Source organism: Streptomyces sp. NPDC033216, assembly GCF_055577115.1.
This window is the reverse complement of sequence record NZ_JBVIQK010000014.1, coordinates 61,654-85,881: the sequence shown is the minus strand read 5'-3', so window position 1 is coordinate 85,881 and position 24,228 is coordinate 61,654. Positions and strand designations below refer to the sequence as shown.

13 protein-coding genes are annotated in these 24,228 nt (G+C 73.0%); 2 read left to right on the top strand and 11 right to left on the bottom strand.

The genetic code is table 11. From position 1 onward, the window contains the following. Positions 1 to 16: 16 nt before the first annotated feature. Positions 17 to 1,351: an AMP-binding protein gene (locus ACZ5Y0_RS24340; protein WP_469130790.1), complete on the top strand. Its 1,335-nt coding sequence runs from the start codon at positions 17 to 19 to the stop codon at positions 1,349 to 1,351. 46 nt (positions 1,352 to 1,397) lie between these two features. Here the strand turns inward: ACZ5Y0_RS24340 and ACZ5Y0_RS24335 are convergent, their stop codons facing one another. The 11 genes from ACZ5Y0_RS24335 to ACZ5Y0_RS24285 all read right to left on the bottom strand — a co-directional run bounded on the left by ACZ5Y0_RS24335 (position 1,398) and on the right by ACZ5Y0_RS24285 (position 17,278). Next, the gene (locus ACZ5Y0_RS24335) at positions 1,398 to 2,852 is read right to left on the bottom strand and encodes an aldehyde dehydrogenase family protein (RefSeq protein ID WP_469130789.1); all 1,455 of its coding nucleotides are present in this window, start codon (positions 2,850 to 2,852) and stop codon (positions 1,398 to 1,400) included. Positions 2,853 to 2,902: 50 nt separating this feature from the next. Next, positions 2,903 to 4,636 carry a thiamine pyrophosphate-binding protein gene (locus ACZ5Y0_RS24330; protein WP_469130788.1) on the bottom strand — a complete coding sequence of 578 codons (1,734 nt, stop codon included), beginning with the start codon at positions 4,634 to 4,636 and terminating at the stop codon, positions 2,903 to 2,905. After that, positions 4,633 to 6,000, bottom strand: a complete 1,368-nt coding sequence (gene dpgC / locus ACZ5Y0_RS24325; protein ID WP_469130787.1) for a (3,5-dihydroxyphenyl)acetyl-CoA 1,2-dioxygenase DpgC — start codon at positions 5,998 to 6,000, stop codon at positions 4,633 to 4,635. The genes ACZ5Y0_RS24330 and dpgC overlap by 4 nt, the downstream gene beginning before the upstream one ends. Positions 6,001 to 6,026: 26 nt before the next feature. Beyond that, positions 6,027 to 6,731 carry an enoyl-CoA-hydratase DpgB gene (gene dpgB / locus ACZ5Y0_RS24320; RefSeq protein WP_469130786.1) on the bottom strand — a complete coding sequence of 235 codons (705 nt, stop codon included), beginning with the start codon at positions 6,729 to 6,731 and terminating at the stop codon, positions 6,027 to 6,029. A gap of 73 nt (positions 6,732 to 6,804) precedes the next feature. Next, on the bottom strand, positions 6,805 to 7,890 hold the full coding sequence (gene dpgA, locus ACZ5Y0_RS24315) for a 3,5-dihydroxyphenylacetyl-CoA synthase DpgA (RefSeq protein ID WP_469130785.1): 1,086 nt from the start codon (positions 7,888 to 7,890) through the stop codon (positions 6,805 to 6,807). A 129-nt stretch (positions 7,891 to 8,019) separates the two neighbouring features. Continuing rightward, a complete protein-coding gene (locus ACZ5Y0_RS24310; protein WP_469130784.1) occupies positions 8,020 to 10,812 on the bottom strand; it encodes a helix-turn-helix transcriptional regulator in 2,793 nt (930 codons plus the stop codon). Between the two features lie 443 nt (positions 10,813 to 11,255). After that, on the bottom strand, positions 11,256 to 12,770 hold the full coding sequence (locus tag ACZ5Y0_RS24305; protein WP_469130783.1) for an MFS transporter: 1,515 nt from the start codon (positions 12,768 to 12,770) through the stop codon (positions 11,256 to 11,258). Between the two features lie 85 nt (positions 12,771 to 12,855). After that, entirely contained in the window at positions 12,856 to 13,515 is a 660-nt protein-coding gene (locus ACZ5Y0_RS24300; protein WP_469130782.1) for an isochorismatase family protein, read from the bottom strand. Between the two features lie 27 nt (positions 13,516 to 13,542). Then, on the bottom strand, positions 13,543 to 14,070 hold the full coding sequence (locus ACZ5Y0_RS24295; RefSeq protein WP_252550936.1) for a flavin reductase family protein: 528 nt from the start codon (positions 14,068 to 14,070) through the stop codon (positions 13,543 to 13,545). A 218-nt stretch (positions 14,071 to 14,288) separates the two neighbouring features. Next, complete coding sequence (locus ACZ5Y0_RS24290; protein WP_469130781.1) at positions 14,289 to 15,968, bottom strand: NAD(P)/FAD-dependent oxidoreductase; 1,680 nt, start codon at positions 15,966 to 15,968, stop codon at positions 14,289 to 14,291. Positions 15,969 to 16,003: 35 nt separating this feature from the next. After that, complete coding sequence (locus ACZ5Y0_RS24285; protein ID WP_252550939.1) at positions 16,004 to 17,278, bottom strand: NAD(P)/FAD-dependent oxidoreductase; 1,275 nt, start codon at positions 17,276 to 17,278, stop codon at positions 16,004 to 16,006. Between the two features lie 268 nt (positions 17,279 to 17,546). Between ACZ5Y0_RS24285 and ACZ5Y0_RS24280 the strand changes: the two genes are divergently transcribed. Further along, a complete protein-coding gene (locus ACZ5Y0_RS24280) occupies positions 17,547 to 24,218 on the top strand; it encodes a beta-ketoacyl synthase N-terminal-like domain-containing protein (RefSeq protein ID WP_469130780.1) in 6,672 nt (2,223 codons plus the stop codon). Positions 24,219 to 24,228: the final 10 nt, after the last annotated feature.

The following is a 24,228-nucleotide window of genomic DNA, read 5'->3' as shown; positions in this document are numbered from 1 at the left end:
AGAAGGAGACGCAGACATGCCCTCGGCCGAACTCCGGGAGCCCGTCCGGCCCGGCATCCGCCGTCAGGATCACCCGGCCGGGTCGGTCCGGACACTCGACGGACTCTTCACCCGGGCCGCCCGGCGGCACCCGCGCGCCGTCGTGGTGCGCGAGGGGCCGCACATGCTCTCCTACGGCAAGGCCGACCTCCTCTCCGCCCAGCTCGCCACGGCGCTGCTAAGGGCCGACGTACAGCTGGGGGACCCGGTCGTCGTGCACGGCGACGACCACCGGCGGACGCTCGTCGCCCACCTGGCGGTCATGAAGGCGGGCGGGGTGTGCGTCCCGGTGCCCCGCGGCCTCCCCACCTCGCGGGCCCGCCGGATCGCCGTCGTCAGCGGTGCCGGCACGGTGCTGTGCACCAGCGGCACCCAGGAGGTGTGGCGGCACGACAGACGGCGGCGGCGGTTCGTCCTCGACGACCCCGAGCTGTGGAAACGGCTCGGAGCACGCCCCACGGACCGGGCGCTGCCGCGCTCCGCACCCGCCGAGCCCGCCTATCTGCTGACGGCCGGGGAGGGCGGGGCGTGGAGTTCGGGACACCTCGTGGACCATCGGGCCTGGCACCTGGCGATGGCCGCCAGGTCCGAGCAGACCGGACCCGCCGGCCAGACGGTCACCGTCACCGAACATCCCACGGGGCCGGCCACCCTGTCCGCGATGTGGTGGGCTTTCGGATCCGGCAGCACGCTGCACGCGCGGCCGGGCGAACCCGTCACGGGCCCCGACGGGGGCGTCGCGGTGTACGAACCGGAGGAGTACACGCGCGTACTCGACGCCCTGGCGCGGGAACCCCGCCCCCCGCGGCCCCGGATGGTCCTTCTCGTGGGCGCCCCCTGCACCCCACAACTGGCGGCCCGGCACGTCGGCATCCTGCCCGACACGGTACTGCGCGCCGAGTTCGCGCCCGGCGGGAGCGTGTTGCCCTGGGCAGTGAGCACGCATCCCGCCGGACAGGACGCGTCCTGCGGTGCGAGCCAGGTGGTGGGGGCGGCGCCCGGCGTACGGCTGACCGTGCGCGGCGCCCTGGGCGAGAACCTCCGCGCCGGGCAGGCGGGGGAGGTGTGCGCCCAGGGGCGGACCCTGCCCTTCGACGTCATCGGCGACGGCTTCGTCCCCGGCCGCGGAGGGTCTCTCCTGCGTTCCGGCTTCGCCGGACGGCGGAACCCGGACGGGGACGTCGTCCTCACGGGCCTCGGACCCGCGGTCGCGCCCCGGCACCGTACGAGCGGCGAGGACGACGAGGCCGCGGCCCGGTGGGCCGCGGCCTCGTCGTTGTCTCCCGGACGCGTGGCCCCGGAGGCCGTGTGACGTCGTCTCAGCGGTCGCGCGGAGCCTCCGTCACACCGGCACGGAGTCAGGCCGGCTCGTCGCTCCGGGCCGTGATCCACTGCCACTGGGTGTACGAGTCCCAGGCGAACGGCGCCCCGTGCCGGGCGCCGTTGCCGGAGGCGCCGAAGCCGCCGAAGGGCACCACCGCCTGGTGGTTGACGGTCTGGTCGTTGATGTGGATCATGCCCGTCCGCAGCCGGTCGGCCAGACGTCGGCCTCGCTCGACCGAACCCGTCCGCACCGCGGCCACCAGGCCGTACTCGGTGTCGTTGGCGACGGCGACCGCCTCGTCGTCGTCCCGGACGACGACGACCGGTGCCACCGGACCGAAGATCTCTTCGGTGAACGCGGGCATCCTCCGGGTCACCCCGGTGAGGACGGTCGGCGGGTAGAACGGTCCGTCCGGTTCGGCGCCGCACCGCGGTTCCGCGCCGGCCGCGACGCTGTCGCGGACGATCCGGTGCGTGCGCCGCAGTTGACCGGCGTCGATCATCGGACCCAGGTCGACCCCGTCGGTCCACGGATCGCCGACGGTGAGCCGCCGGGCTTCCTCGACCAGCCGGCGCACGTACTCCTCGGCGACCGACGCGTGCACGATGTGCCGCCCCGCCGCCATGCAGATCTGGCCCTGGTGGAAGAAGGACGCGAAGGCTCCCGCCGCCGCGGCCGCTGCCAGGCCGGCGTCGTCCAGGACGATCAGCGCGTTGTTGCCGCCCAGCTCCAGCGAGACCCGCTTCAGGGCGCGCCCCGCCACCCCTCCCACCTCCCGGCCGACCGCCGTCGAGCCGGTGAACGACACCATCGCCACGGTCGGGTCGGCCGTCAGCGCGCCGCCCGCGACCGCGTCGCCCGGCAGCACGTGCAGGACCCCCTCCGGGAGCCCCGCCTCCTCGAAGAGACGCGCCACGACCAGGCCGCCCGAGACCGGCGTACGGACGTCCGGCTTGAGGATGACGGCGTTGCCCAGGGCGAGCGCCGGGGCCACCGAACGCAGGGCGAGCAGCAGCGGCACGTTCCACGGGCTGATCACCCCGACCACGCCCAGCGGCACCCTGCGGGCCTCGCTCGACCGGCCCGGCGCACCGGGCAGCACCTGTCCGTGCGGCTGGGTGGGCAACGCCGCCGCCTGGAGGAGTTCCTCCACCGTGTCCGCGATCTCGGTCTCGGCCTTGGCCCGTACCGCACCGCCCTCGCGGATCAGCCACTGGGCGACCTCGGCACGGTGGTCCTCCAGCACGGCCGCCGCGCGCCGCAGTACCGCCGCACGGGCGGCGGCGGGCAGGGCGCCCCACGTCGGCTGCGCCCGCGCCGCCCCGGCGGCGGCGCGAGCGACGTCCGCGGCGTCGGCGACACCGACCTGGGCGAGCGCCTTGCCGGTCGCCGGTTCGAGCACCTCGACGACGGCAGCGTCGGATGCGGGCCGCCAGCCGTCGCTGAACACCGTCCCGGCGAGTCCGACCGTGTCGACCAGGCTTGTCATGGCTTCCTCCTGACGTGCTGCTGTTGTCTTGGCATGCGTCCGCGCGCCGGTCAGACGCCGTCGGCGTGGCTCGTGACGGGGACGTCGATGAGGACGGGCTCCGCCCCCGCGGCGGCCCGCGCCACGGCCTCGGCGAGGTGGTCCGTCGAGCGGGCCCGTACCGCGGTGATGCCGAAGAACTCGGCGACGCGGGTGAAGTCCAGTTCCGGCGGCGCGAGATCGAGGCCGTCCGGGCCGCCCGCTCCGTCCCCGAGGCCCAGGAAGTGTGTGGCGGGCGTCAGATCGAGCCGCGGCGCGGTGAACGCCGGGCCGCCGGCGCCGCGGCGGGCGGCCCGGCTCCGTCGCCGTCGGGCGGCCGTCTCCTTCAGGGTGCGGTACTCGCCGTTGTTCATCACCACGAAGGTGACCGGGACCCGGTAGTGCGCGGCGCTCCACAACCCCTGGAGTCCGAACAGGGTGCAGCCGTCGCCGAGCACGGCGACCACCGGGCGGCTGGGGTCCCCCATCCGGGAACCGATAGCGGCGCCGATGCCGGAGCCCAGCCCGCCGCCCACCGTGTGGACATAGGAACGGGGCCGCTCCAGCGGCAGCACACTGCGCAGCAGCAGCCCGCTGGTGATCGCCTCCTCCACCACGACGGAGTCCGCCGGAAGCCCTGAGACGACGGCGTGCACCGCGGCCAGCGGGTCCATCGGGGCATCGCCGTAGCCGGCCAGCGCGCGCCTGCGCACCTGGACACGGGCGGCCTCGTGCGTTCGGCCGAGCTCCTCGGTGCGCGACGGCGCCTCCGGCACCTTTCCGGCGAGCTGCGAAGCGAGCGCCGCGAGCGTGGCCCGGATCCCGCCGACCAGACCGAGCGCAACGGGGAAGGTCCGCCCCGGTTCGGCCGGGTCGTCGTCGAGCTGGATGACGGCGGTGCCCGCGGGAATCGGCGAACCGGGCTCGTAGTGGTGGGCCATGAACGCCCGGGTGCCGGCGATGAGCACCACGTCGTGGCCTTCGAGAGCGGTCCGGATCGCCGAGTAGCGGGCGTCGAGCATGCCCGCGTAGAGCGGGTGCACGGTGGGGAAGTCCACGCCGTCGTGCATCGGCTGGTGGAAGACGGTCGCCCCGATGGCCTCGGCGACCGCCACCAACTCGGCCACGGCGCCGTCGCGGCCCACCCCGTCGCCCGCGACGATCAGCGGTCGCTTCGCGGCGGCGAGCCGCTCGGCGGCCTCCGGCCACGCGGCGGCGGCGCCGAGTCCGCCGAGCTGGGACCTCGGCGCGGGCGGGGCGACGGGCGTCTCCTCCTCCAGGAGATCCATCGGGATCGAGAGGAAGACCGGGCCCGCCGGTGGTTGGACGGCCAGCGCGAAGGCCCGGCGCAGCATGCCCGGCAGGTCATGGGCGTGCTGGACGTCGAAGGTGTGCTTGACCGCCGCGCGGGCGATCCCCACGAGGTCGCCGGAGAGCATGGGGTCCTGTGCCAGGTGGCGGCGGTCCTGCTGCCCGGCGGTCACCACCAGCGGCGTACGCGACCGGCCGGCGTTGAGCAGACCGACCATGCCGTTGGCCAGCCCGGCGGCGATGTGCAGGCTGACGAAGGCGGGCCGGCCGGTGGCGCGGGCGTACCCGTCGGCCATCGCCACCACGGAGGCCTCCTGCACCCCCAGGACGTACTGGAGGTCAGGGGCCGCCGTGACCGCCTCGACGAAGGGGAGTTCTGTCGTGCCCGGGTTGCCGAAGACCCGTGTCACGCCTTCGTCGCGCAGCACCTCCAGCATCGCGTCGACGGGCCTCACGAGCCGCTTCCCGTCCGCCGCTCCGCGGAGGCGCCGGCGCTGAACCGGTCCACCTTGTCGATGACGTCGGCGCTGTACAGCCGCAGCGCCTGTTCGAGGGCGAACTCGGCGGCGTAGGCGCGCAGACGGTCCATCGGTTCCTCGGCGAGATTGATCATGTGGCGGTTCGGGACCACCGCCGGGCACGCCAGCCGGGCGACCGCCGCCTCGACGCTCGCGTCCATCAGCTTGGGGTCGACCACCTCGTCGCAGACGGCCCCCGCCTCGGGCTCGCGCGCCCAGAGTTTGCGGCCGGACAGGATGACCTGCCGCGACAGCCGCCCGCCCGCGAGCGCGGTCAGCCGGAGGTTGGCCATACCCGGCACGATGCCCTCCTGGGCCGCCGGAAGGCTGAAGTAGGAGTCGGCGGCGGCGATGACGTGATCGACGGCGAACAGCATCTGCATGCCGCCGCCGATCGCGAAGCTGTCGACCGCGGCCACCCACGGCTTCTCCACCAGCGGCCGGGGCCAGGCGTCGTCGACGCGGACGCCGCGGATCAGCTTGTGGAGGTAGCCGAGTTCACGGCGGAGCAGGAAGTCCACGAACGAGATCCGGCCGTGGTGCAGATCGACCAGGTTGATCCCGGCGCAGAAGACCCGCCGGCCCTGGTAGCGCGGATGGGTCATCTTCCCGCCGCGCAGCACCCCCACCTTCACGCGGTCGTCGAGCAGGGCGAGGTCGACGGCCGTCTCCAGGTCGTCCACGAGCTGGTCGTCCTCGGCGTTGAGGAACCGGCCGTTGCACAACGTGAGGTGAGCCGCCCGGTCGACCCTCTCCAGCCGTACGGTGCCCAGTTCGAGGCTTCCCGTCCGGTCGAACTCGCCCAGCAGCGACCGGGCGCGCCGGGTGGGCCGCAGCAGGGCCCGCATCAGGTGGGGACCCGCCTGCGGCGAGCGCAGCACCCAGTGGAAGAAGATGCCCTGGTCGATCTCCCGCCCGTCCTTGTCGGCCTGCGTCGCACACTCGCGCTCCGCCGCCATCTGCGCCTCGGTCGGCGTGAGGCCGGGAAAGGCCTCGGACGCGGCCAGCACCAGCTCGGACAGCGAGCGCTGTTCCCGCAGGCCCCCGGTCAGTTCCCGGTAGACCCGCTCGGCGTGCAGCTCCAGGAACGCGCTGCGCAGACGCCGTTGGTCGGCTATCACCTCGGCGGCGAGCTGCTGCTGACCGGGATCCCGCCCCGACTTGGCCGGGAGTTCGGCGAGCAGCTTCTCGGCCTCGGCCGTGTAGGTCATCAGGGCGTTGGCGTCGGCCAGCAGGGAGCCACCGAGGACCGGTGTGCGCGCGGACCACCGCTCCGCGTCCGCCATGGGCTGTGTCGTCATGTTCCCCCCTCCTTCCGTGCCGCTCATCACGCGTTGCCGCGGGCGCCCGCGAACTCACCCCTTGTCCGGCGCAACGTCCGGTCGCAGGCGGCGAGATGCTTGCCCAGTGCCTCCTCGAAGGCGGTCACACCGGCCTCCATGACCAGTTGCCGACGGATCGCCAGCTCGGCGGGGTCCAGCCGGGCGAAGCGCTCCGCCAGCCGCGCGGCGACGGCGGCCGGGTCCTTGGTGGTCTGGTCGATCAGTCCCATGGCCAGGGCCCGCTGTTCGGACAGCTCGGCGCCGAACAGGACGAGCCGGCGGGCGTGCAGGCCGCCGAGCTGGTTGGTGAGGCGGTGCAGGGCCATCCCCGCCCAGACACCGTCGTTGTTCACCGGCACGGCGATCCGCAGCCCCGGCGCGCCGATCCGGTGGTCGGCGGTGAGGAGCACGTCGAGCGCGGGACCGCTGCACACTCCCTCGACGGTCACGATCTTGGCGAACCGGCCCTGTTCGAGCCGCCGCAGCGCCTTCTCCCAGCGGCTCACCACATCGATGCCGACATCGCCCGGCCAGTTCTGCGCCGGGCCCGTGCCGGACAGCCGTATCACGGCGCTCGTCGTACCCCCCGTGTCCTCCAGGCGGTCGCAGAACGCGTTGACGTCGGCGACCAGCAGGGGGCACAGCGGGCGGTCGCTCTCGATGTCGAGGGTGTGCGGGGACGGGGCCTGGGCGAGGTCCGAGGAAGACATGTCTGAGTCCTGATCGTCGGTGTGGAAGGGAAAGGCGGGACAACGGGACAAGGGGTCCGGCGCGGGGAGCCGTTCAGTAGCGGACGAGCGCCGTCTCGAGCGTCGAACCGGGGCCCATCGTCATGAGGACGCCGTAGTCGCCGGGGCGCGTCACGCCTTCCCGCAGCTGCCGCTCGTACGAGAACAGGAAGGAGCCGCTGGAGAGGTTGCCGTAGTCGCGCAGCACGTCGGTGGTGTGCCGCACGTCGTGCCGGGTGAGGCCGAGGTTGACCGACACTGAGTCGATGACCTTCTTGCCTCCGGAGTGCACCAGCCAGTGCGCGATCTGACTGCGCCGCAGCCCGGTCCCGTTGAGCAGGTCGGAGACGACCCGCTCGGCGTGCGCGCCGACCACGTAGGGCACCTCGCGGTCCAGGTAGAAGCTGAACCTGCCCTGCTCCTCGTCCCAGTCGTAGCGCATGGCGTCGACGGCGTCGGGGACGATGCAGCTGGCGTACTTCAGCACCTGCGGGCCGGACTTCTGCGGGTCGTGCGCGACGGCGATCGCCGCGGAGCCGTCGCCGAAGAGGCTGTTGACGACGGAGGTGCGCATGGTGCCGTCGAAGACGTACGCCGCCGAGCACACCTCGATGCACACCATCATGGCGATCTTCCCCGGATTGGCCGAGGCCCAGCCGGTGGTCGCGTTGAGCGCGTTGAGACCGGCGTTGCAGCCCATGCCGACGATGTCGAGACGGCCGCAGTCGGTGGGGATGCCCAACTCCCGGATGAGCAGCGCGCTGAAACCGGGGGTCAGCAGGCCCGTCGAGGTCACGCAGACCAGATAACCGATGTCGCTGACCGCGGCCTCGATACGCTTGAGGCAGGACTGGAGCGCACGGGCGCCCATCTCGGTGCCCCGAGCCTTGTGCTTGGCGAGCAGTTCGCCCTGGGTCTCCCTCTGCGGCCGGCCGTCGTCACCGTAGGGCGGAACGTTCAGGAAACGTCGGTCTATCGCACTGTTGAGAAACACCGAACGGATCCGGCTGTCCTGGATCCCGTACATGTCCAGGAGATCCTGCTGGGAATAGGAGGAATCCGGGGTCGCGGTCCCGACACCGAGAACGGTCGGTCCGATCCGTGTTTGCGCCCAGGGCTTCGTGTTTTCACGGAGGATCATTTTGGCTGCCCCTCGCTCATGTCGGTGGAAAGGCTCTCGATGACCCGTGAAAGAGTCGCGGATTCAGCCTAGTCGAACCATTCGGGGCTGCGGATACCCCTCCTTCTGTGAAGGCAGTCACCGTGCCCTCTAGGGGGAATAGGGGGCCGAATCCGAATAAGTCTCGGTGCGTAAGGGGTCCGCTCGCGTCGTGTTTTCCGGTTTCTCCAGGAAAACCGGAAGATCGGTGCGGCTGCGCACCTGGAGCTTTCGGTAGACCTGCGTCAGATGCTGCTCGACGGTGCTCACGGTGATGCACAGCCGCTGCGCTATCTGGCGGTTGCTGCACCCCTGCGCGGCCAGACCCCCGACCCGGCGTTCGGCGGCGCTGAGTTCCTCCGCGCGGTCGCCGCCGAGGCGGGGTCCCCCGGAGGCGGCCCCGGTCGACGGCACCCCCGCGAGACCTGGTTGCAGGGACCTGGCGAGGCGCTCCGCGTGGCACTCCCGCGCAGCCCGCCAGGCCCGGCGCAGGGTCGGTCTGGCTCGCCGTGAGTCGCCGGTCGCGGCGTAGGCGCCGCCGAGGTCGGCGAGGGCGTGGGCGTACCCCACCCGGTCACCCGCCGCCTGCGAGGCCTCGACGGCGTCGCTGAGCAGCGGCGGCCGCTCGTGCGTCTCCAGGGTCGCGGCCAGATGCCGCAGCGCGCGGCCGAGGGTGCGCTCGTCATCGGCGGGAAGGCCGTCGAGCTGCTCCTCCAGGAGCCCGCGCGCCTCGACCCGGCGGTCGAGGTGCACCAGGGCCTGGGCGGCGTCGATCCGCCACGGCAGCTGCCGGGGGCCTTCGGTGTCCCAGTCGCGCAGGAGCCGGCCGCAGGTCCTGAAGTCGCTCAAGGCCGCGTACGGCCGGCCCACCGCCAGGTGGTACTGCCCGCGTGCTCGCAGGTACCGCAGGCCGAACGGCGTCTCGAGCATCGCGGCCGGCGTCGGCATGTTCAGATACGCGGCGGCGTCCTCGTAACGCCCCGTCTCCACCGCGGTGACGAGCAGACAGGACAGCGGCGCGCCGGCCAGCACTCCCCAACTCGCCCCGGAGGTCTCGTCCAGGGCCGCCGACCCGAACTCGGCGGCGGCCCGCAGGTCACCCCGGAGCAGCGCCGCGTCGGCGCGCGCCGCCGTGCACAGGCCTTGCCAGTCCGGGCCGTCGTGGCCCGCCGCGTCCGTGAGCATCGGCAGGCACCACGGTGCCACCGTCGCCAGGCGCTCCGGCCTGGCCAGCGCGAGCAGGCCCAGGCAGATGCGGGAGAGCGGTTCGTCGGTGCGCAGGCCCTGCCAGAGGTGGTCGCCCGACACCGCCACATCGCCCCGCACCGCCGTGAGCACGGTGCCGACGAGGGAGGAGGCAACGCGCGGATCGACGTGCGCGGAGGCCGGAGCTGCGGCACCGGTGCCCGCGCGGCGGCGCTGGCCGGGATAGCACAGCTCCAGACAGGCGCGCACCGCCCCCAGCTCCGCCGCCTCCCGCCCGGTCGCCGTCGCGGCGAGCCGGTCGAGCGCGGTGGCCGCCTCGTCCACCCGGCCGTGCCACAGGAGGTACTCGAGCACCGCGAGGGACTGACGTGTCGTGAGCAGGCCCCGGTTCACCGCGTCCCCGAGCGGGCCGAGATGGCGCACCGCGCGTGCGGGCTCGATGCGCCACTCGGCCTCGGCGAGCACCGCACGGCTCACGGCGCGCTGCTGCTCGTCGTCGGCGAGGGAGTGGGCCAGTTCGAGGCAGTCGAGGGCGAAGTCGACCTCGCCGCTGGCGGTGGCGCTGGCGGCGGATTCCCGGAGCACGGCCGGCGCCCATGGTTCGTGGGTCTCCCCGGCGGCGATCAGCTGGTGGGCGATCGAGGTGGAACGACCGCCCTCGGCGTGCAGCATCGCGGCGGCGCGCCGATGCCACGCGATGCGCCCGGCTGCCCCGAAGTCCCTGAGGACGGCGTCCCGGACGGCCCGGTGCCGGTAGCGGCCCCGGTGCAGCAGCCCCGACCCGTCGAGCAGTTCGACGTGCGCGCGGGCCTCGATCGCGCCGACTCCGCCGAGCCGGGCGATGAACTCGGCACGGTGCGTCTCCCCGACCACGGCGACGGCTCGAGCCACGGCCAGTGCGTCGGGTTCGAGACGGTGCAGGCAGCTCACGGCCCGTTCGGTGAAGCGGTCACCCACCACCAGGCCGGTGGGCGGCTCCTTTCCCGCCGACCGGGTGGACGCCTCCCAGTCCTCGGCCAGCGCTCTCACGAGCAGGGGATTGCCGCCGGTGACGGTGAACGCGCCCGCGGCGAGACTGTGCGCCACGTGCGCGTCGAGGTCGTGCGCGAGCAGTGCCGCGACACCGTCGCAGGTGAGCGGGGCGAGCCGGATCTGCGTGCAGTACGGATGGCGGGACAACTCGGTACGCAGATCCGCGTGCCGGGAGCCGGAGCGGTCCTGGTCGGCGAGGACCAGCATGATGCGCGACCGGCGCAGCCGCCGGGCGAGGAAGAGCAGGCACTGGAGCGAGTCGACGTCCGCGTGGTAGATGTCGTCGACCCCGATGAGCAGCGGCTCCTCGTCGCTCATGTCGAGGAAGATCCGGGAGACACCCTCCAGGACCTCGGGGCCGACCGTGCTGTCCGTACCGGCTCCGCCGCCCATGACGGCCTCGGCCCGTCGGGCGTACCCGGCGTCGACGCCGTGCAGGAGCTGGCTGAGGAGGCCGAAGGGCAGCTGCCGTTCTGTCGGGGAGGCGGCGGCGCCGAGGAAGCGCACTCGGGCACCCGCCACCCGCTCCGCGAAGGTGTGCAGCAGTTCCGTCTTGCCGACGGCCACCGGGCCCCGGAGGACGGCGACGCTGCCGGCACCGCGCAGACAGTTCTCCAACAGGTCGGACAGCTGAACGAGTTGGGGCTCCCGTTCGACCAGCACCATCCGTGTGCACCTCCTCGGGCCGTGACGGCTCCAGTCTGCGCGGAGTGCTCTGAAGGAGTGCTGGACGTTCTCTCCCCGAGGCCGGCGCGCTGCGAGGAGCGGCGGGGCGTGCGGGAGCGGGGAGTGCGCGAGGTGTCTGCGCTGCGGGAGATGCTGAGGTGTCTGCGGTGCGGGGGATGCGCGAGGTGCTGAGGTGTCTGCGGTGCGGGGGATGCGCGAGGTGCTGAGGTGTCTGCGGTGCGGGGGTGCGAGGGGGTGGGGAGATGCTGAAATGCCTGCGGTGGGGACGGTGCCGGGGCGCGCGGTGCGCGGGGTGCGGGAGTGGCGGGGTGGGGGGAGTCGAGGGCGCCGAGCGTCCGCGAGGCCCCGCACATGAAGGACCGGCCGCACGGGGGTTCCCGTTCGCGGCCGGTCGGGGTGGTGGGTGGGTGAGGTCGATGGCGTCAGCCCCGTTCCGCCGGAGTCCCCTCCTGCGTCCGTACGGCCGGACGGGGCCCGGGTCCGGCCTCCTCGCGGGCCGGCGCCGGGCCCGGCTTGGGGCTCGGGCTGACGCGGGGGAGGAGGAACACGGCGACGAGGACGGCGAAGATCAGCAGGCCGCTGTTGGACGCGAACACCGTGCCGTACCCGTCGGTGAGCCGTGACCGGGCGGAGTCCGACCCGGGGGCGTCGGAGGTGGCGGCGGCCGCGACCGTGCTCATCGCGGCCAGGCCGATGCTGCCGCCGAGCTGGCGCGCGCTGTTGAGCAGACCCGATGCCATGCCGGCCTCGTTCGGCGCGACCCCCGCGGTCGCCGCGTTGGCGATGGGGACGAGGAGCGGTCCGATGCCGAAGCTGGTAAGCAGGGACGGCCCGAGGACGTCGACCGGGAAGGTGCCGTCGGGCCTGATGAGGCTGAACCAGTACATTCCGGCGGCGCCGATGATCCCGCCCACGATGAGCAGCTGCCGGGCCGAGAACCGGGCGAGCAGCTTCACCGCGTACAGCGACCCCACGACGAGGCCGAGGCAGAACGGCAGGAACGCCAGGCCGGCGCTCAGCGCACCGAACCCGAGGACCTGCTGGAGGTAGAGGGAGACGAAGTAGAAGGAGGTGAAGATCGTGATGGAGACCATCATCATGTACAGGTTCGCGCCGGCCACCGAGCGGTTGGTGAGCATGCGCAGCCGCAGCAGCGGTTCCCGGGCGGCGGTGCCCTCGTAGACGAAGAATCCGGTCAGCAGAACCGCCGAGACGATCAGACCGCCGATGGTGCTCGTCGATCCCCATGCCTCGGTCTCGGTCCTGACCAGTGTGAAGACCAGCAGCGAGGTGCCCAGGGTGGCCAGGACCGCACCGACCACGTCGAGCTTGCGCGCGGTGTCGCCCGCACCGGCCGCCGCCACGTGACGATGCGCGAGCCACATGCCGATGAGCGCCATCGGGACGTTCACCAGCATGACCCACCGCCAGTTGATGTACTCCGTGAGCAGACCGCCCACCACCACGCCGACGGCGGCACCGCCGGCCGTGACGGCGCTGTACACACCGAGGGCTCTGCCGCGCTGCGGCCCGGCCGGGAAACTCGTCGTCAGGACCGCGAGCGCGGCCGGGGCGATCAGTGCCGCGCCCACGCCCTGCACGGCGCGCGCGGCGATCAGCTGGCCCGGCCCCTGCGCGAGACCGCCCAGGAGCGAGGTGATGCCGAAGAGCGCGAGACCGATCAGGAGCAATGGTCTGCGGCCGAACCTGTCAGCGGCCCGTCCGCCCAGGAGCAGCAGTCCGCCGAAGGTGAGGGTGTAGGCGTTGACCACCCAGGACAGTCCCGACTCGTCGAAGCCTAGTGCCGTCTGCATCGACGGCAGAGCGACGTTCACCACCGAGACATCGAGCGAGACCATGAGCTGGGCGATGGACACGGTCCACAGGACCCCTCCGGGGCTTACGGCCCGTTCCTCTCGTGCCGAGTTTTTGTACATGTAAAAATAGTAGCTTCGCGCAATGTCCTTGTCGAGCGAAAGCGGAGGGGCCCACCTGCCGCGCAATCGCCGTCGGGCCGGCCCCTCACCCCCCGTGCGCTCGGGAGGCGTGCAGCAGCTCCGCCGTGAGCCGCGCGGTGGGCTTCACGGCGGCGCAGCAGCTCGCCGCCCAGGCGAGCGCCGCCCGGTGCTCGTGGGAGCTGAAGTCCGCGACCGCGTCGGCCGCGAGGAAGACCTCCAGGTTGTGGCTGAAGGCGTCCACCGCCGTGGTGACACAGCTCAGGTGCGCGTACACGCCGCAGATCACGAGCTGGTCGCGGCCCAGTTCGCGCAGCCGCCGCGCCAGGCCCGAGCCGAAGAAGGCGCTGTAGCGCCAGGCGGACAGCACGGCGCCGCTCGCGTCCGGGGCCAGCTCGCGCACGATGGCCGCGTCCTCCAGGACGTCGTCGAGGCCCTTGCCCCAGAAGTCCGTGAGCAGCCCGCGCTCGCCCGGCGCCTGGGTGCCGGGCTGGACTGTGTGGACGACCGGCACGCGCAGCCCGCGACACGTCCGCAGCAGCGTTGAGCAGTTGGCCAGCAGGGTGTCGAGCGGCGGCGCGGCGCGGGTGTACGGCCGGAGGAAGAAGCCCTGCATGTTCAGGACGAGCAGAGCGGATCGCTCTGGGTCCGCGGTCCAGTCGACCCTGCTCTCGACGAGCTGGTCCGGACCGGGCATCGGATACGGATCGATCACGGGCACGTCCATGGTCTGCCGTTCCCTCCGCCGCGGTCGTCAGGAGATGAAGTCGTACGACAGGAAGGCGTTCTCCATGTCCTCCGCCCAGGACCCGTACCGGCGCATGCCGTACAGCAGGGGGATCGGCCGGCGCAGGGAGGTGACCAGCGTGACGCGGGCCATCACCACCGTGTGGTCGCCGACGGCCTGTTCGGCGGTGACCGTGCAGTCGGCGATCGTGTGCGCGGCCTCGGTCAGATGCGGGCCGCCCTGCCCGGCCGGCACCCACGGCACCCGGTCGAACCGGTCCGCGGCCCCCGAGCCGAACAGCTCGGCGGTGGACCGCGCGTGCTGGTGGAGGAGGTTGACCGACAGCGACCCGCTCTCCTGCACCGCGCCGAGCGTGGGACTGCCGTCCCGTAGACAGACGAGCAGGGTGGGCGGGTCGAGAGCGACGCTGCACAGGGACGTGCACGTCATTCCCCAGGGGGTGCCGTCCGGGGCCTGCGCCGTCACGACCGAGACACCCGTGGGGAATCCGGCGAACAGACGGCGCGGATCGGCTTCGTACCGTTGGTGCGACATGGGTCCTCACTCGCCTCGGTCACGGTGGATGCGGACAGGGAGGGCCCTGGCCACATGGCTTCGCGGTACGGATCCGCCGGCGCGGACCCGGCTGCCGGCCGACCTCGCGGGGTGGGGGCGGTTCCACGAGGTCGTTCGGCGGAGAGGTGCCGGGGGGCGGAGTCCCGCTCCGGGGGTCCGGGAGGCCCGCGCCGGTGGGCCGGTTCAGCGGATCCGGATCAGTAGTGCCCGACTCCCGTCTCCGCCTCCTTGGCCAGCTCCATGCCCCGGGCGGCGTTGAGCATGCGCTTGCCGATCTCCGGGGGGGCCTGGGTGCGCGACCACTCCTCGGCCGCCTCCATCCGTTCCCGCGTCATGTTGAAGCAACGGTTCTCCGGCAGCCCGAACTTGTCGGCGTGCGCGATGAAGTCCACTTCCTTCTGGATGTACTCGTGGATGCGCGCGGCGGCGACGCCCGGCTCGACGGTCCCTGCCTCGACCGCCTCGCACAGTTCACGGGTCAGCTCGCCCATGCGGACGTAGGTCTCGCTGATCGGGAGGGGGGACCCCGGGTTCCCGGACCGCTCGGCCTCCAGGAAGACGTCGGGGTCGCCGGTCTCGCTGAACCGGTAGTAGGCGTCCTCGACCATCATGTTGCCGCTCATCGTCCCGAGCATCCAGGTCCGGTTGACGGCGTTCCACAGCTCGTAGTGGCCGAAGCCGACGAACGAGCTGTAGACCAGGTCGTCGTGGAAGTCGAACAGTCCCTGCTGGAGGGCCTCCACGTGGGCGAACCGCTCCTTGGACCAGTCACCGTCGCGGGAGGCGGCGATGAGCCGCCAGCCCAGCGCGTTGACCAGCTCCAGCGTGTTCGCCAGGCCGCGCGAGTACAGCGCGTCGATGAACCCGGCGGCGTGGGACGTCAGGCAGTAGCGGTCGCCGACGACCGTCTTGGCCGAGTACTGGAGCCGGCCGGTGGAGACCCACGGGCGGACCGCCTTCGCGCCCTCGAACTGCCAGGCGATCTCCGGGAACCGGGCGAGGAAGTCCTGGAACTCGCGCTCCGGGGGCGTGTCCGTCTTCGGGTACTTCCGCGGGTCCAGGGTGAGGCCGACGCTGCACAGCGGGTTGCGGGCCGCGTCGTGGTTGTCGAACGGGATCACCCAGAGCCAGCCGCCGTCGAAGACGTGGTGCAGGGTGCCGTGGTGCCACGGGCTGGGCTGGTCGTGCTGCTGCGCGGTGGGCGACGCGTCGAAGGGCTTCACCCCGATCATGTGCGTGAACAGACAGCGCGAGTGGGTCCGTGCCCGGGTGGGCGTCTCGCGCAGGTCGAACTTCTCCGCGAGGGGCGAGCGGAAGCCGCTGCCGTCGACCACGTACGAGGCGCGGAACTCCTCGCCGTGTTCCGTGCGCAGGACCGCGCCCTCGTCCGGGTCGATGTCGATCTCGGTGACCCGGGTCGCGAGCCGTGCGTCGGCGCCGTACGTGATCGCGACGTGGAACAGGTGCGCGTCGACGTCCTGACGGAACAGGTGGGTCTCCGTGCGCAGGTCGACCGGGACCACCAACTGGTTGATCTCCTGCGGATTCTGCTTCTGGCCCTCGCGGTGGTAGACGAAGCCGAAGTTCTGCTTCTGGCCGCAGTTGGGGGAGATCTCCTCGATGGTCCCCTTGTAGTTCGACAGCGCCTTCAGCTCGGGGACGTCGTAACGCTTCGCGATGAGCCGAGCCATGCCCGAGGTGTACGGGATGGTCGACTCGCCCACCGCGAAGCGCGGGTGGGTGCCCGCGTCAAGGATGAGGGTCTTCACCCCGTTGCGGGCGAGTACCGCGCCCAGCATGCCCCCGGCCATGCCACTGCCGAGGATCACCACGTCGTACCGGTCATTCGCCGCGGAGGCGGAGTTCTTGCCGTGCACCAGGTCTTCCCTTCTTCGGCGTTCGGCGGGTCGGTTCAGTTCTTCGCGGCGGCGGACCGGGACTCCGGGACGAGGTCGTCGACGGTGATGTCCAGGGCGAGGTGCTTGCCGCGCAGGCCGGCCAGGAGCGTGACGAAGTCGTTCGCCGGCGTGTTCTTCCCCTCCGGGTCGATGATCGACTGGGCCAGCTTGTGGTACTCCTCCTTTTTCAGCGACCGGTCGTAGAAGCGCTCCACGAAGGACCGGACCTCGTTGAAGAAGCTGAGGTAGGCGGTGGCGTAGCGCTTGAGTGCCACCTCCTCGATCTCCGGGTACTGGAGGACCTTGTCGATGACCCGGGACAGGATGCTGCCGGCGGTCGTCGCCAGAGCGACACCGGTCGAGATCAGGGGGTCGACGAACGCGGCCGAGTCACCGACGGCGGCCCAGCCCTTCCCGTAGACGGTCTGGTTCGTGTACGACCAGTCCCGGGCGCTGCGGAAACCGGCCGACTGACGCGCGTCGCGCAGCATGTGCTTGAGCATCGTGGTCTTCTCGACCTCGTCGCGGAAGAGCTGTTCGAGCCCCTGGTCGCTCTCGCCGGCGACCGTGCTCGGCGTCACGAAGCCGACGCTGACCGTCCCCTTGTCGAGCGGGATCCCCCAGAACCAGCCGTTCTCGATGCCCTCGATCAGGATGTTGGTGTACTGGTCGCCGGGCAGCCGTTCGCAGTTGTCGAAGTACGTCCACACGGCGACGTTGCGGAGCTTGTCGTGCCAGTGGATCTCCGAGTACTTGCGGGTGAGGACGCGCGCCTGCCCCGAAGCGTCCACCACCATGGAGGACCTGACCTCGTACGTCTCCTTGCCGCCGCGCACGGTGAAGCGGACACCCGTGACCCGGTCGTCCTCCTCGACGGGCTCCTTCACCGTGGCGTCCTCGACGACGTACGCCCCCAGCTCCCGCGCCCGGTCCAGGATCACCGAGTCCAGGTCGGCGCGCCGGGTGTGGTAGGCGAACGGGTAGTCGCCGCCGTCGACGAAGGAGAAGTCCCAGGCCGCCTGCTCGCTTCCCCAGACGAACGTTCCGCCGTTCTTGCGCTCGAATCCGCGCTGCTCCAGGCGCTCGGTCAACCCCATTTCCTCCATGGGGGCCATCACCACCGGGATAAGTGATTCGCCGACGTGGTAGCGCGGAAAACGCTCTCGGTCGAGAATGAGTACCTTGTGTCCGCGCTTCGCGAGAAGTCCGCCGGTGGTGGCGCCGGCCGGCCCGCCTCCGATGACGACGACATCAAATTCAGTGGGTATGCCAGTAAGAGTGGACGGCATGCTCGACCTTCCCGATTCGGACGTGCCACATCCCGCCGAGCGGGCATCCGCAGCACTGCGTTGGCTGGACCCAGCCAGGTTCGGGGGTGCGGGCTGAATGCCTTCTGCACAGCCTCTGGACGAATCCTTGTGGAATCCGGAAAGCATGCTGAATCAGGGGAGGAAATAGGGGTTGTATTTTCCGTCCCGAACTTCCTAGCGTTACCCAAGGTGTGCTCGCCGGCCACGGCGGAGGTATGAGCAAGCTCAAACAGGCAGGAGCGTACGAGTGACGCACGTGGACAACATCCGGCCACTTTCCGAAGTGCTGCGCGGCCATGCCCTCGACCGTCCGGACAAGGTCGCGTTCGCCGACGAGGCGCGTGAGGTGACCTACGCGCGGCTCGCCGAGCGCACGGGACGGCTCGCCGGGCACCTGGCCGGCTCTGGGGTGGAGCGCGGCGACCGCGTCGCGATCCTCCTCGGCAACAGCGTCACGACCGTGGAGAGCTATCTCGCGGTCACCCGCGCCGCGGCCGTGGGCGTACCGGTCAACCCCCAGTCCACGGACGCCGAACTGGCGCACCAACTCGACGACAGCGGGGCCCGCTTCGTCATCACCGACGGCACCCACCTGGAACAGGTCGAGCGCATGAGGGCGAGCCGCGAAGGGCTGCTCGTCGTCGTCGCGCACGGCGACGCCCGCGGTGCCGGCACCCTCGCCTTCGAGGAACTCGCCGAGAGAGAGCCGGTCCGGGCACCCCGGGACGACCTGGGCCTCGACGAGCCGGCCTGGATCCTCTACACCTCCGGCACCACCGGCGCGGCCAAGGGCGTGGTCTCCCACCAGCGGGCCTGTCTGTGGTCCGTGCACTCCTCGTACCGGGGGGTCCTCGGCCTCGGTCCCGACGACCGGCTGTTGTGGCCGCTGCCCCTCTTCCACAGCCTCGCGCACGTCCTGTGCGTCCTGGGGGTGACCGTCACCGGCGCCACCGCGCGCATCCTCCCCGGCTTCGGCGCCCCGGACGTGCTGGAGGCCCTGCGCGCCGAGCCGTTCACCATGCTGCTCGGCGTCCCGTCCATGTACGTCCAACTGGTCGAGGCGGTGGAGGCGGTCGAGGAGAGCGGCCGGACGGTCCCGAAGCCGCGGGTCTGCGTGGTCACCGGCGCGGCGACCGGCGCGGCGCTCGCCTCGGCCGTCGAGCGAGTGCTCGCAGCGCCGCTCGTGAACACCTACGGATCCACCGAGACCTGCGGTGCGATCACCATCAGCCGCCCCGACTCCCCGCGCCCTCCCGGTACCTGCGGCACCGTGGTGCCCGGCGGCGAGCTGCGCCTGGTCGACCCGCGCACCGGCCTCGACGTGCGATCCGGCGACGAGGGCGAGGTTTTCGTCAGGAGTCCGAGCCTGCTGCTGAGGTACCACGGCCGGCCGGAGGAGACCGAGGCCGCGCTGCGCGACGGCTGGTACCGCACCGGGGATCTGGCCCGGCGCGACGCCGAGGGGCACCTGACGATCACCGGCCGGGTGAAGGAACTCATCATCCGGGCCGGCGAGAACATCCAGCCCGGCGAGATCGAGGACGTCCTGCGCGGTGTCCCCGGCATCGCGGACGCGGCCGTGACGGGCCGCCCCGACGAGGCGCTGGGCGAAGTCCCCGTCGGCTACGTGGTGCCCGCCGCCGAGGGGTGGTCACCGGTCGAGGCACTGACGGCCTGTCGGGAGCGCCTCAGCTACTTCAAGGTCCCGGCGGAGCTGTACGAGGTCGCCGCCCTGCCGCTCACGGCCTCCGGCAAGGTCAGCCGCCGCGGGCTGGCGCACCTTCCCGCCCGACTGCGCGGCGTCGGCACCAGCCACCACGACCACCTGTGGCGCACGCGATGGGTCCGGTGGGAGCCCGAGCCGGCGCAGGCCGGCCCCGCCGACGCGCCCTCCGCCCCGGAGGCGGCGGTCGGCCCGGAGGCGCGCTGGGCCGTGATCGGAGCGGAGGAACCGGCGTTCGCGGAGGCCGTGCGCCGGGCGGGCGGCGTCACCGAGTCCTTCCCCGACGCGGCGGCGGCCCGTGCCGCAGGACCGTTCGACGGCTACCTGCTGGCGTTCGGCGCGCTGAACGCCGGAGGACCGGACGAGCTGCTCGGGGCGCGGGGCGCGGGTGCACCGGTCGAGCTGCTTGCCGGGCTGGACGTGGGTGCTGGTGCGAGGGCTGGTGTGCTCGGGGCACCGGGCGCGGGCGAGCGGGCCGAGGTGCCTGGCGCGACGCGCATGGGCGTGCCGGACGCGGGTGTGCCGGACGACGTGGCCGTCGTGGTGCCCGCCCCGGAGGCGGAGCGGGCGCCCGCGCCCCGGATCGTGGTCCTCACCCTGGGCGCCGTGGCCGGCCGCCCCGGCGAGCGGGTGGAACCGGCCGCCGCGGCCGCGCGCGCCCGGCTCCTCGCCCACGGGGCCGGACGTACGGTCCTGGTCGACGTGGAGCCCGGGGAGCGGACCGACGACGCGCACGTCGCCGCCTGGCGCACCGTCCTGGAAGCACCGGCGGCGGAGCCGGAGTTCGCCGTCCGCGGCGGAGAGGTCCTCGTGCCGCGGCTCGCGCGCGTACGGGCCGCCGCCGAGGTCGCGCTCCCACCGCGACAGGGTGGCGCCGCCCTCGTGACGGGAGCGGGCACCCGCCTCGCCCACCTTCTCGCGGCACACCTCGTCGTGGACCACGGGGTCCGCCACCTCGCCCTCACCGACACCGACCCGGCCGCGGCCGAGTCCCTGGCGGCCGAACTGACGCGGCTCGGTGCCGGCGTGACCGTACGCACGGAAACCCCGGACACGCTCGAGGGCGCCGCCGCGCTGCTCGCCGCCCTCGGCCCGGACCGCCCCCTCCACACCGTCGTCCACCCTGTGGCCACCCTCGCCGACGCGGCGGCGGCGGAGCGGCTGCTCACCCTGACCCGCGGCGCCGGGCACCCGACGCTCACCCTCTGCGGTCCACTCGTCGACCCCGGCGTCCACCCCCTCGCCCCCGCCGCGGCGGCGGCCGCGGCGTACGCCGCCGCGCTCACCCACGACGCCCCCCACGCCACCTTCCTGGCCTTCGGCCCGATCACCGCCGACGGGGACGCCCCCGGGGCCACACCGCCGGGCCTCGCGGGGCTCAGCGCCCGAGCGGTGGCCGACGCCTTCGACGTCGGGCGGGCCACGTCGGGCGGCCGGACCCTCGTCATGCGAACCGACCCGTGGGCCCTGCGCTCCGCCGGGGCCGCCCGGCTCCGCCGACTGTTGCGCGCCCCCGCCCCCGCCGACGGCCCGGCCGCCGGCGACGGGTGGCGGGAGCGGCTCGACGGGCTGCCCCCCAGGGCCCGTGAGCGGACCCTGACCGAACTCGTACGGGACGAGGCGGCACGGGTGCTCGGACTCGACGAGCCCCGGCGCATCGAGACCGGCCGTGCCTTGACCCACCTCGGGCTCACCTCGCTCACCGCCGTCGCGCTGCGCGACCGGCTGGCCGCGCGGACCGGCCTGCGCCTGCCGGTGACGATCGCCTTCGACCACCCGACGCCCGCCGCGCTCGCCGCCGCCCTGGACCGCGAGCTGTCCGGCCGCCGGCCGGAGGGGGCCACCGGGCAGCGCCCTGCGCGTCGTGGGGACGACCACGCTCACGACCCCGTGGTCGTCGTCGGCATGAGCTGCCGCTACCCCGGCGGCGTCGCGTCCCCCGAGGACCTGTGGCGGCTCGTCGCCGAAGGCCGCGACGCGATCGGCCCCTTCCCCACCGACCGCGGCTGGGACCTGGAGCGGCTGTTGCGCGGCGACGGCACGCAACCCGGCACCTCGGCCACCGGTTCCGGTGGGTTCCTGGACGCGCCGGGCGACTTCGACGCCGCGTTCTTCGGCATCAGCCCCCGCGAGGCCCTCGCCATGGACCCGCAGCAGCGACTGCTTCTGGAGGTCGGCTGGGAGGCGATCGAACGCGCCGGTATCGACCCGACCGACCTGCGGCAGACGGACACCGGCGTGTACGTCGGGCTGATGTTCCACGACTACGCCAAGAACCCCGGCCCCCTGCCCGAGGACCTGGAGCGGCTGCTCGGCACCGGCACCGCGGGCAGTGTCGCCTCCGGTCGCCTGGCCTACACACTGGGCCTCAACGGCCCGGCCCTCACGGTCGACACGGCCTGCTCCTCCTCGCTCGTCGCCATCCACCTGGCCACGCAGGCCCTGCGCCGCGGTGACTGCTCGCTCGCCCTGGCCGGCGGCGTCGCCGTCATGGCGACCCCGAGCACCTTCGTGGAGTTCAGCCGCCAGCACGGCCTCGCCCCCGACGGCCGGTGCAAGGCCTTCGCCGCGGGCGCCGACGGCACCGGTTGGTCCGAAGGCGTCGGCGTCGTCGTCCTGGAACGCCTCTCCGACGCACGCCGCTCCGGCCACCCCGTGCTCGCCGTGATCCGGGGCAGCGCGGTCAACCAGGACGGTGCCAGCAACGGCCTGACCGCGCCCAGCGGACCGGCCCAGCAGCAGGTCATCCGCCGGGCCCTGGCCGACGCGGGCCTGACGCCCGCCGACGTGGACGCCGTGGAGGCGCACGGCACCGGGACCGTACTCGGCGACCCCATCGAGGCCCACGCGCTCCTCGCGACCTACGGCCAGGACCGGGACCCGCAACGCCCGCTGCTGCTCGGCTCGCTCAAGTCCAACATCGGCCACGCCCAGTCCGCGGCCGGCGTCGGGGCCGTCATCAAGATGGTGCAGTCGATCCGCCACGGCGAACTGCCCCGCACGCTGCACGCCGAGCAGCCGGCCCCGGCCGTCGACTGGGCCTCCGGCGCGGTCCGTCTGATCCAGGAGCGGACCGCCTGGCCGGACACCGGGGGCCGCCGCCGCGCCGCCGTGTCCTCCTTCGGTGTCAGCGGCACGAACGCCCACCTCATCCTGGAACAGGTCCCCGACCCCCTGCCGGCCACCGTGCCGGCCGGACTCCCCGACACCGTGCCGGTCGTGCTGTCGGCCCGCACCGGATCCGCGCTGCGCCGGCGAGCCGAGGACCTGCTGGACATGGTCCGCGGGGACCGGGGGCTCGACATTCCCGACCTCGCGGCCGCCCTCGCCACCACCCGTACCGCCTTCCCGCGGCGCACCGCGTTCGTCGTCGACGGCGCCGCGGAGCTGGAGCGCCGACTCGCCGCCGTCGCCGACGGCCAGGACACCGGCGTCGAACCGGAAGGGGCGTCCGCGGAAGCGTCGCTGGCCATCGGGTTCACCGGCCAGGGCAGCCAACGCCCGCAGATGGGGAAGGAGCTCTACGCCGCCTACCCCGCCTTCGCCAAGGCCCTCGACGCGGCCTGCGGCGCCCTCGACCCGCATCTCGACCGCCCGTTGCGCGACGTCATGTGGGCTTCCGAGGGCACGCCGCAGGCCGTGCTCCTCGACCGTACCGACTTCACGCAGGCCGCCCTGTTCGCCCTGGAGAGCGCTCTTTTCCGGCTCGTCGAGTCCTGGGGCGTCGTCCCCGACCTCGTCATGGGGCACTCCGTGGGCGCGCTGGCCGCGGTCCACGCGGCCGGAGTGCTGTCCCTCCAGGACGCCGCCTCGCTCGTCGCGGCCCGTGGCCGGCTGATGGCAGCACTGCCGCCCGGCGGCGCCATGGCCGCGATCGAGGCGACCGAGGAGGAGGTCCGTACCGTCATGGCCGCGATCGAGGACGGAGCCCGTACGGCGCTCGCGGCGACGCCGCCGGCCGTGGCCGTCGCCGCGGTGAACGGCCCGCGCTCGGTCGTGGTGTCCGGCGCCGAGGGGGCGGTAGGGGCCGTCGGCGAGGCGTTCCGGGCACGGCGGCGCCGGGTGACCGCACTGCGGGTCAGCCACGCCTTCCACTCGCCCCTCATGGACCCCATGCTGGAGGAGTTCGCGGCGGCGGCGCGGAAACTCACCTACCGGCCGCCCCTCCTCCCGGTGATCTCCGACCTCACCGGCCGGCTCGCCGAGACGGCACGGCTCTGCTCGCCCGACTACTGGGTCAGCCACGCCAGGCAGGCCGTCCGCTTCGCCGACGCCGTACGCGCACTGCCCGGTGAGGGGATCACCGCCTTCCTCGAACTCGGCCCCGACCGGCTGCTCACCGCCATGGCGGGCGAGTGCGTGCCCGGCTCCGGACCGGCGCTGTGCGGAGGACTGCGCCGCGGCCGGTCCGAGGTGCGTTCGCTCCTCGAGGCGGTGGCCCAGGCGCATGCGCACGGTGTCGCCGTCGACTGGCCGGAACTCTTCGCCGGCCGCCCCGCCCGTCCGGTCGACGTGCCTGTCTACCCCTTCGAGCACCGGCGGTACTGGCTCGCCTCCGCACCGGCGGACGCCGGCCTGCCCGCGCGGACGGAGGTACCGGCGGTCGCGGCCCCGCCCGACGAGCCCTCGGCCGCGCAACGGCTCCGCGCCGACCTGACGCGCCTCTCCGAGGAGTCGCGGGAGGGAGCGTTGACCGAGCTGGTACGAGCGGAGGTCGCCGCCGTCGCCGGTTTCGACGGCCCGCACGAGGTGGAGGCCCACCGCAGCATGACCGACGTCGGACTCGACTCCGTCTCCGCCGTGGACCTGAGCACCCGTCTCGGCGCACGGACCGGACTCGACCTGCCCGCCTCACTGGCCTTCGACCACCCGACGTCGACGGCCATCGCACGCCACCTGCTCACCGAGCTGCACGCCTTCGGCCTCGACCGGGAGGACGGCGCGCGCCGGGCACCGGAGGGAACGGTCTTCGGCGAACTGGCCCGGCTCGAAGCATCCGTCGAACGGGACCGCCCCGACGCCACCGCGCGCCACCGGCTCGTCGAACGACTGCACGCCCTGGCCGCGCGGCTCACCGACGGCTCGCCGGGGCACCCCGAGAGCGCGGAGGAGATCTCGCTCGGCGACCGGATCGCCGGGGTCACGACGGTCGACCAGCTCTTCGACCTCATCGACGACGAACTGAAGGGACCCTGACGTGACGGGC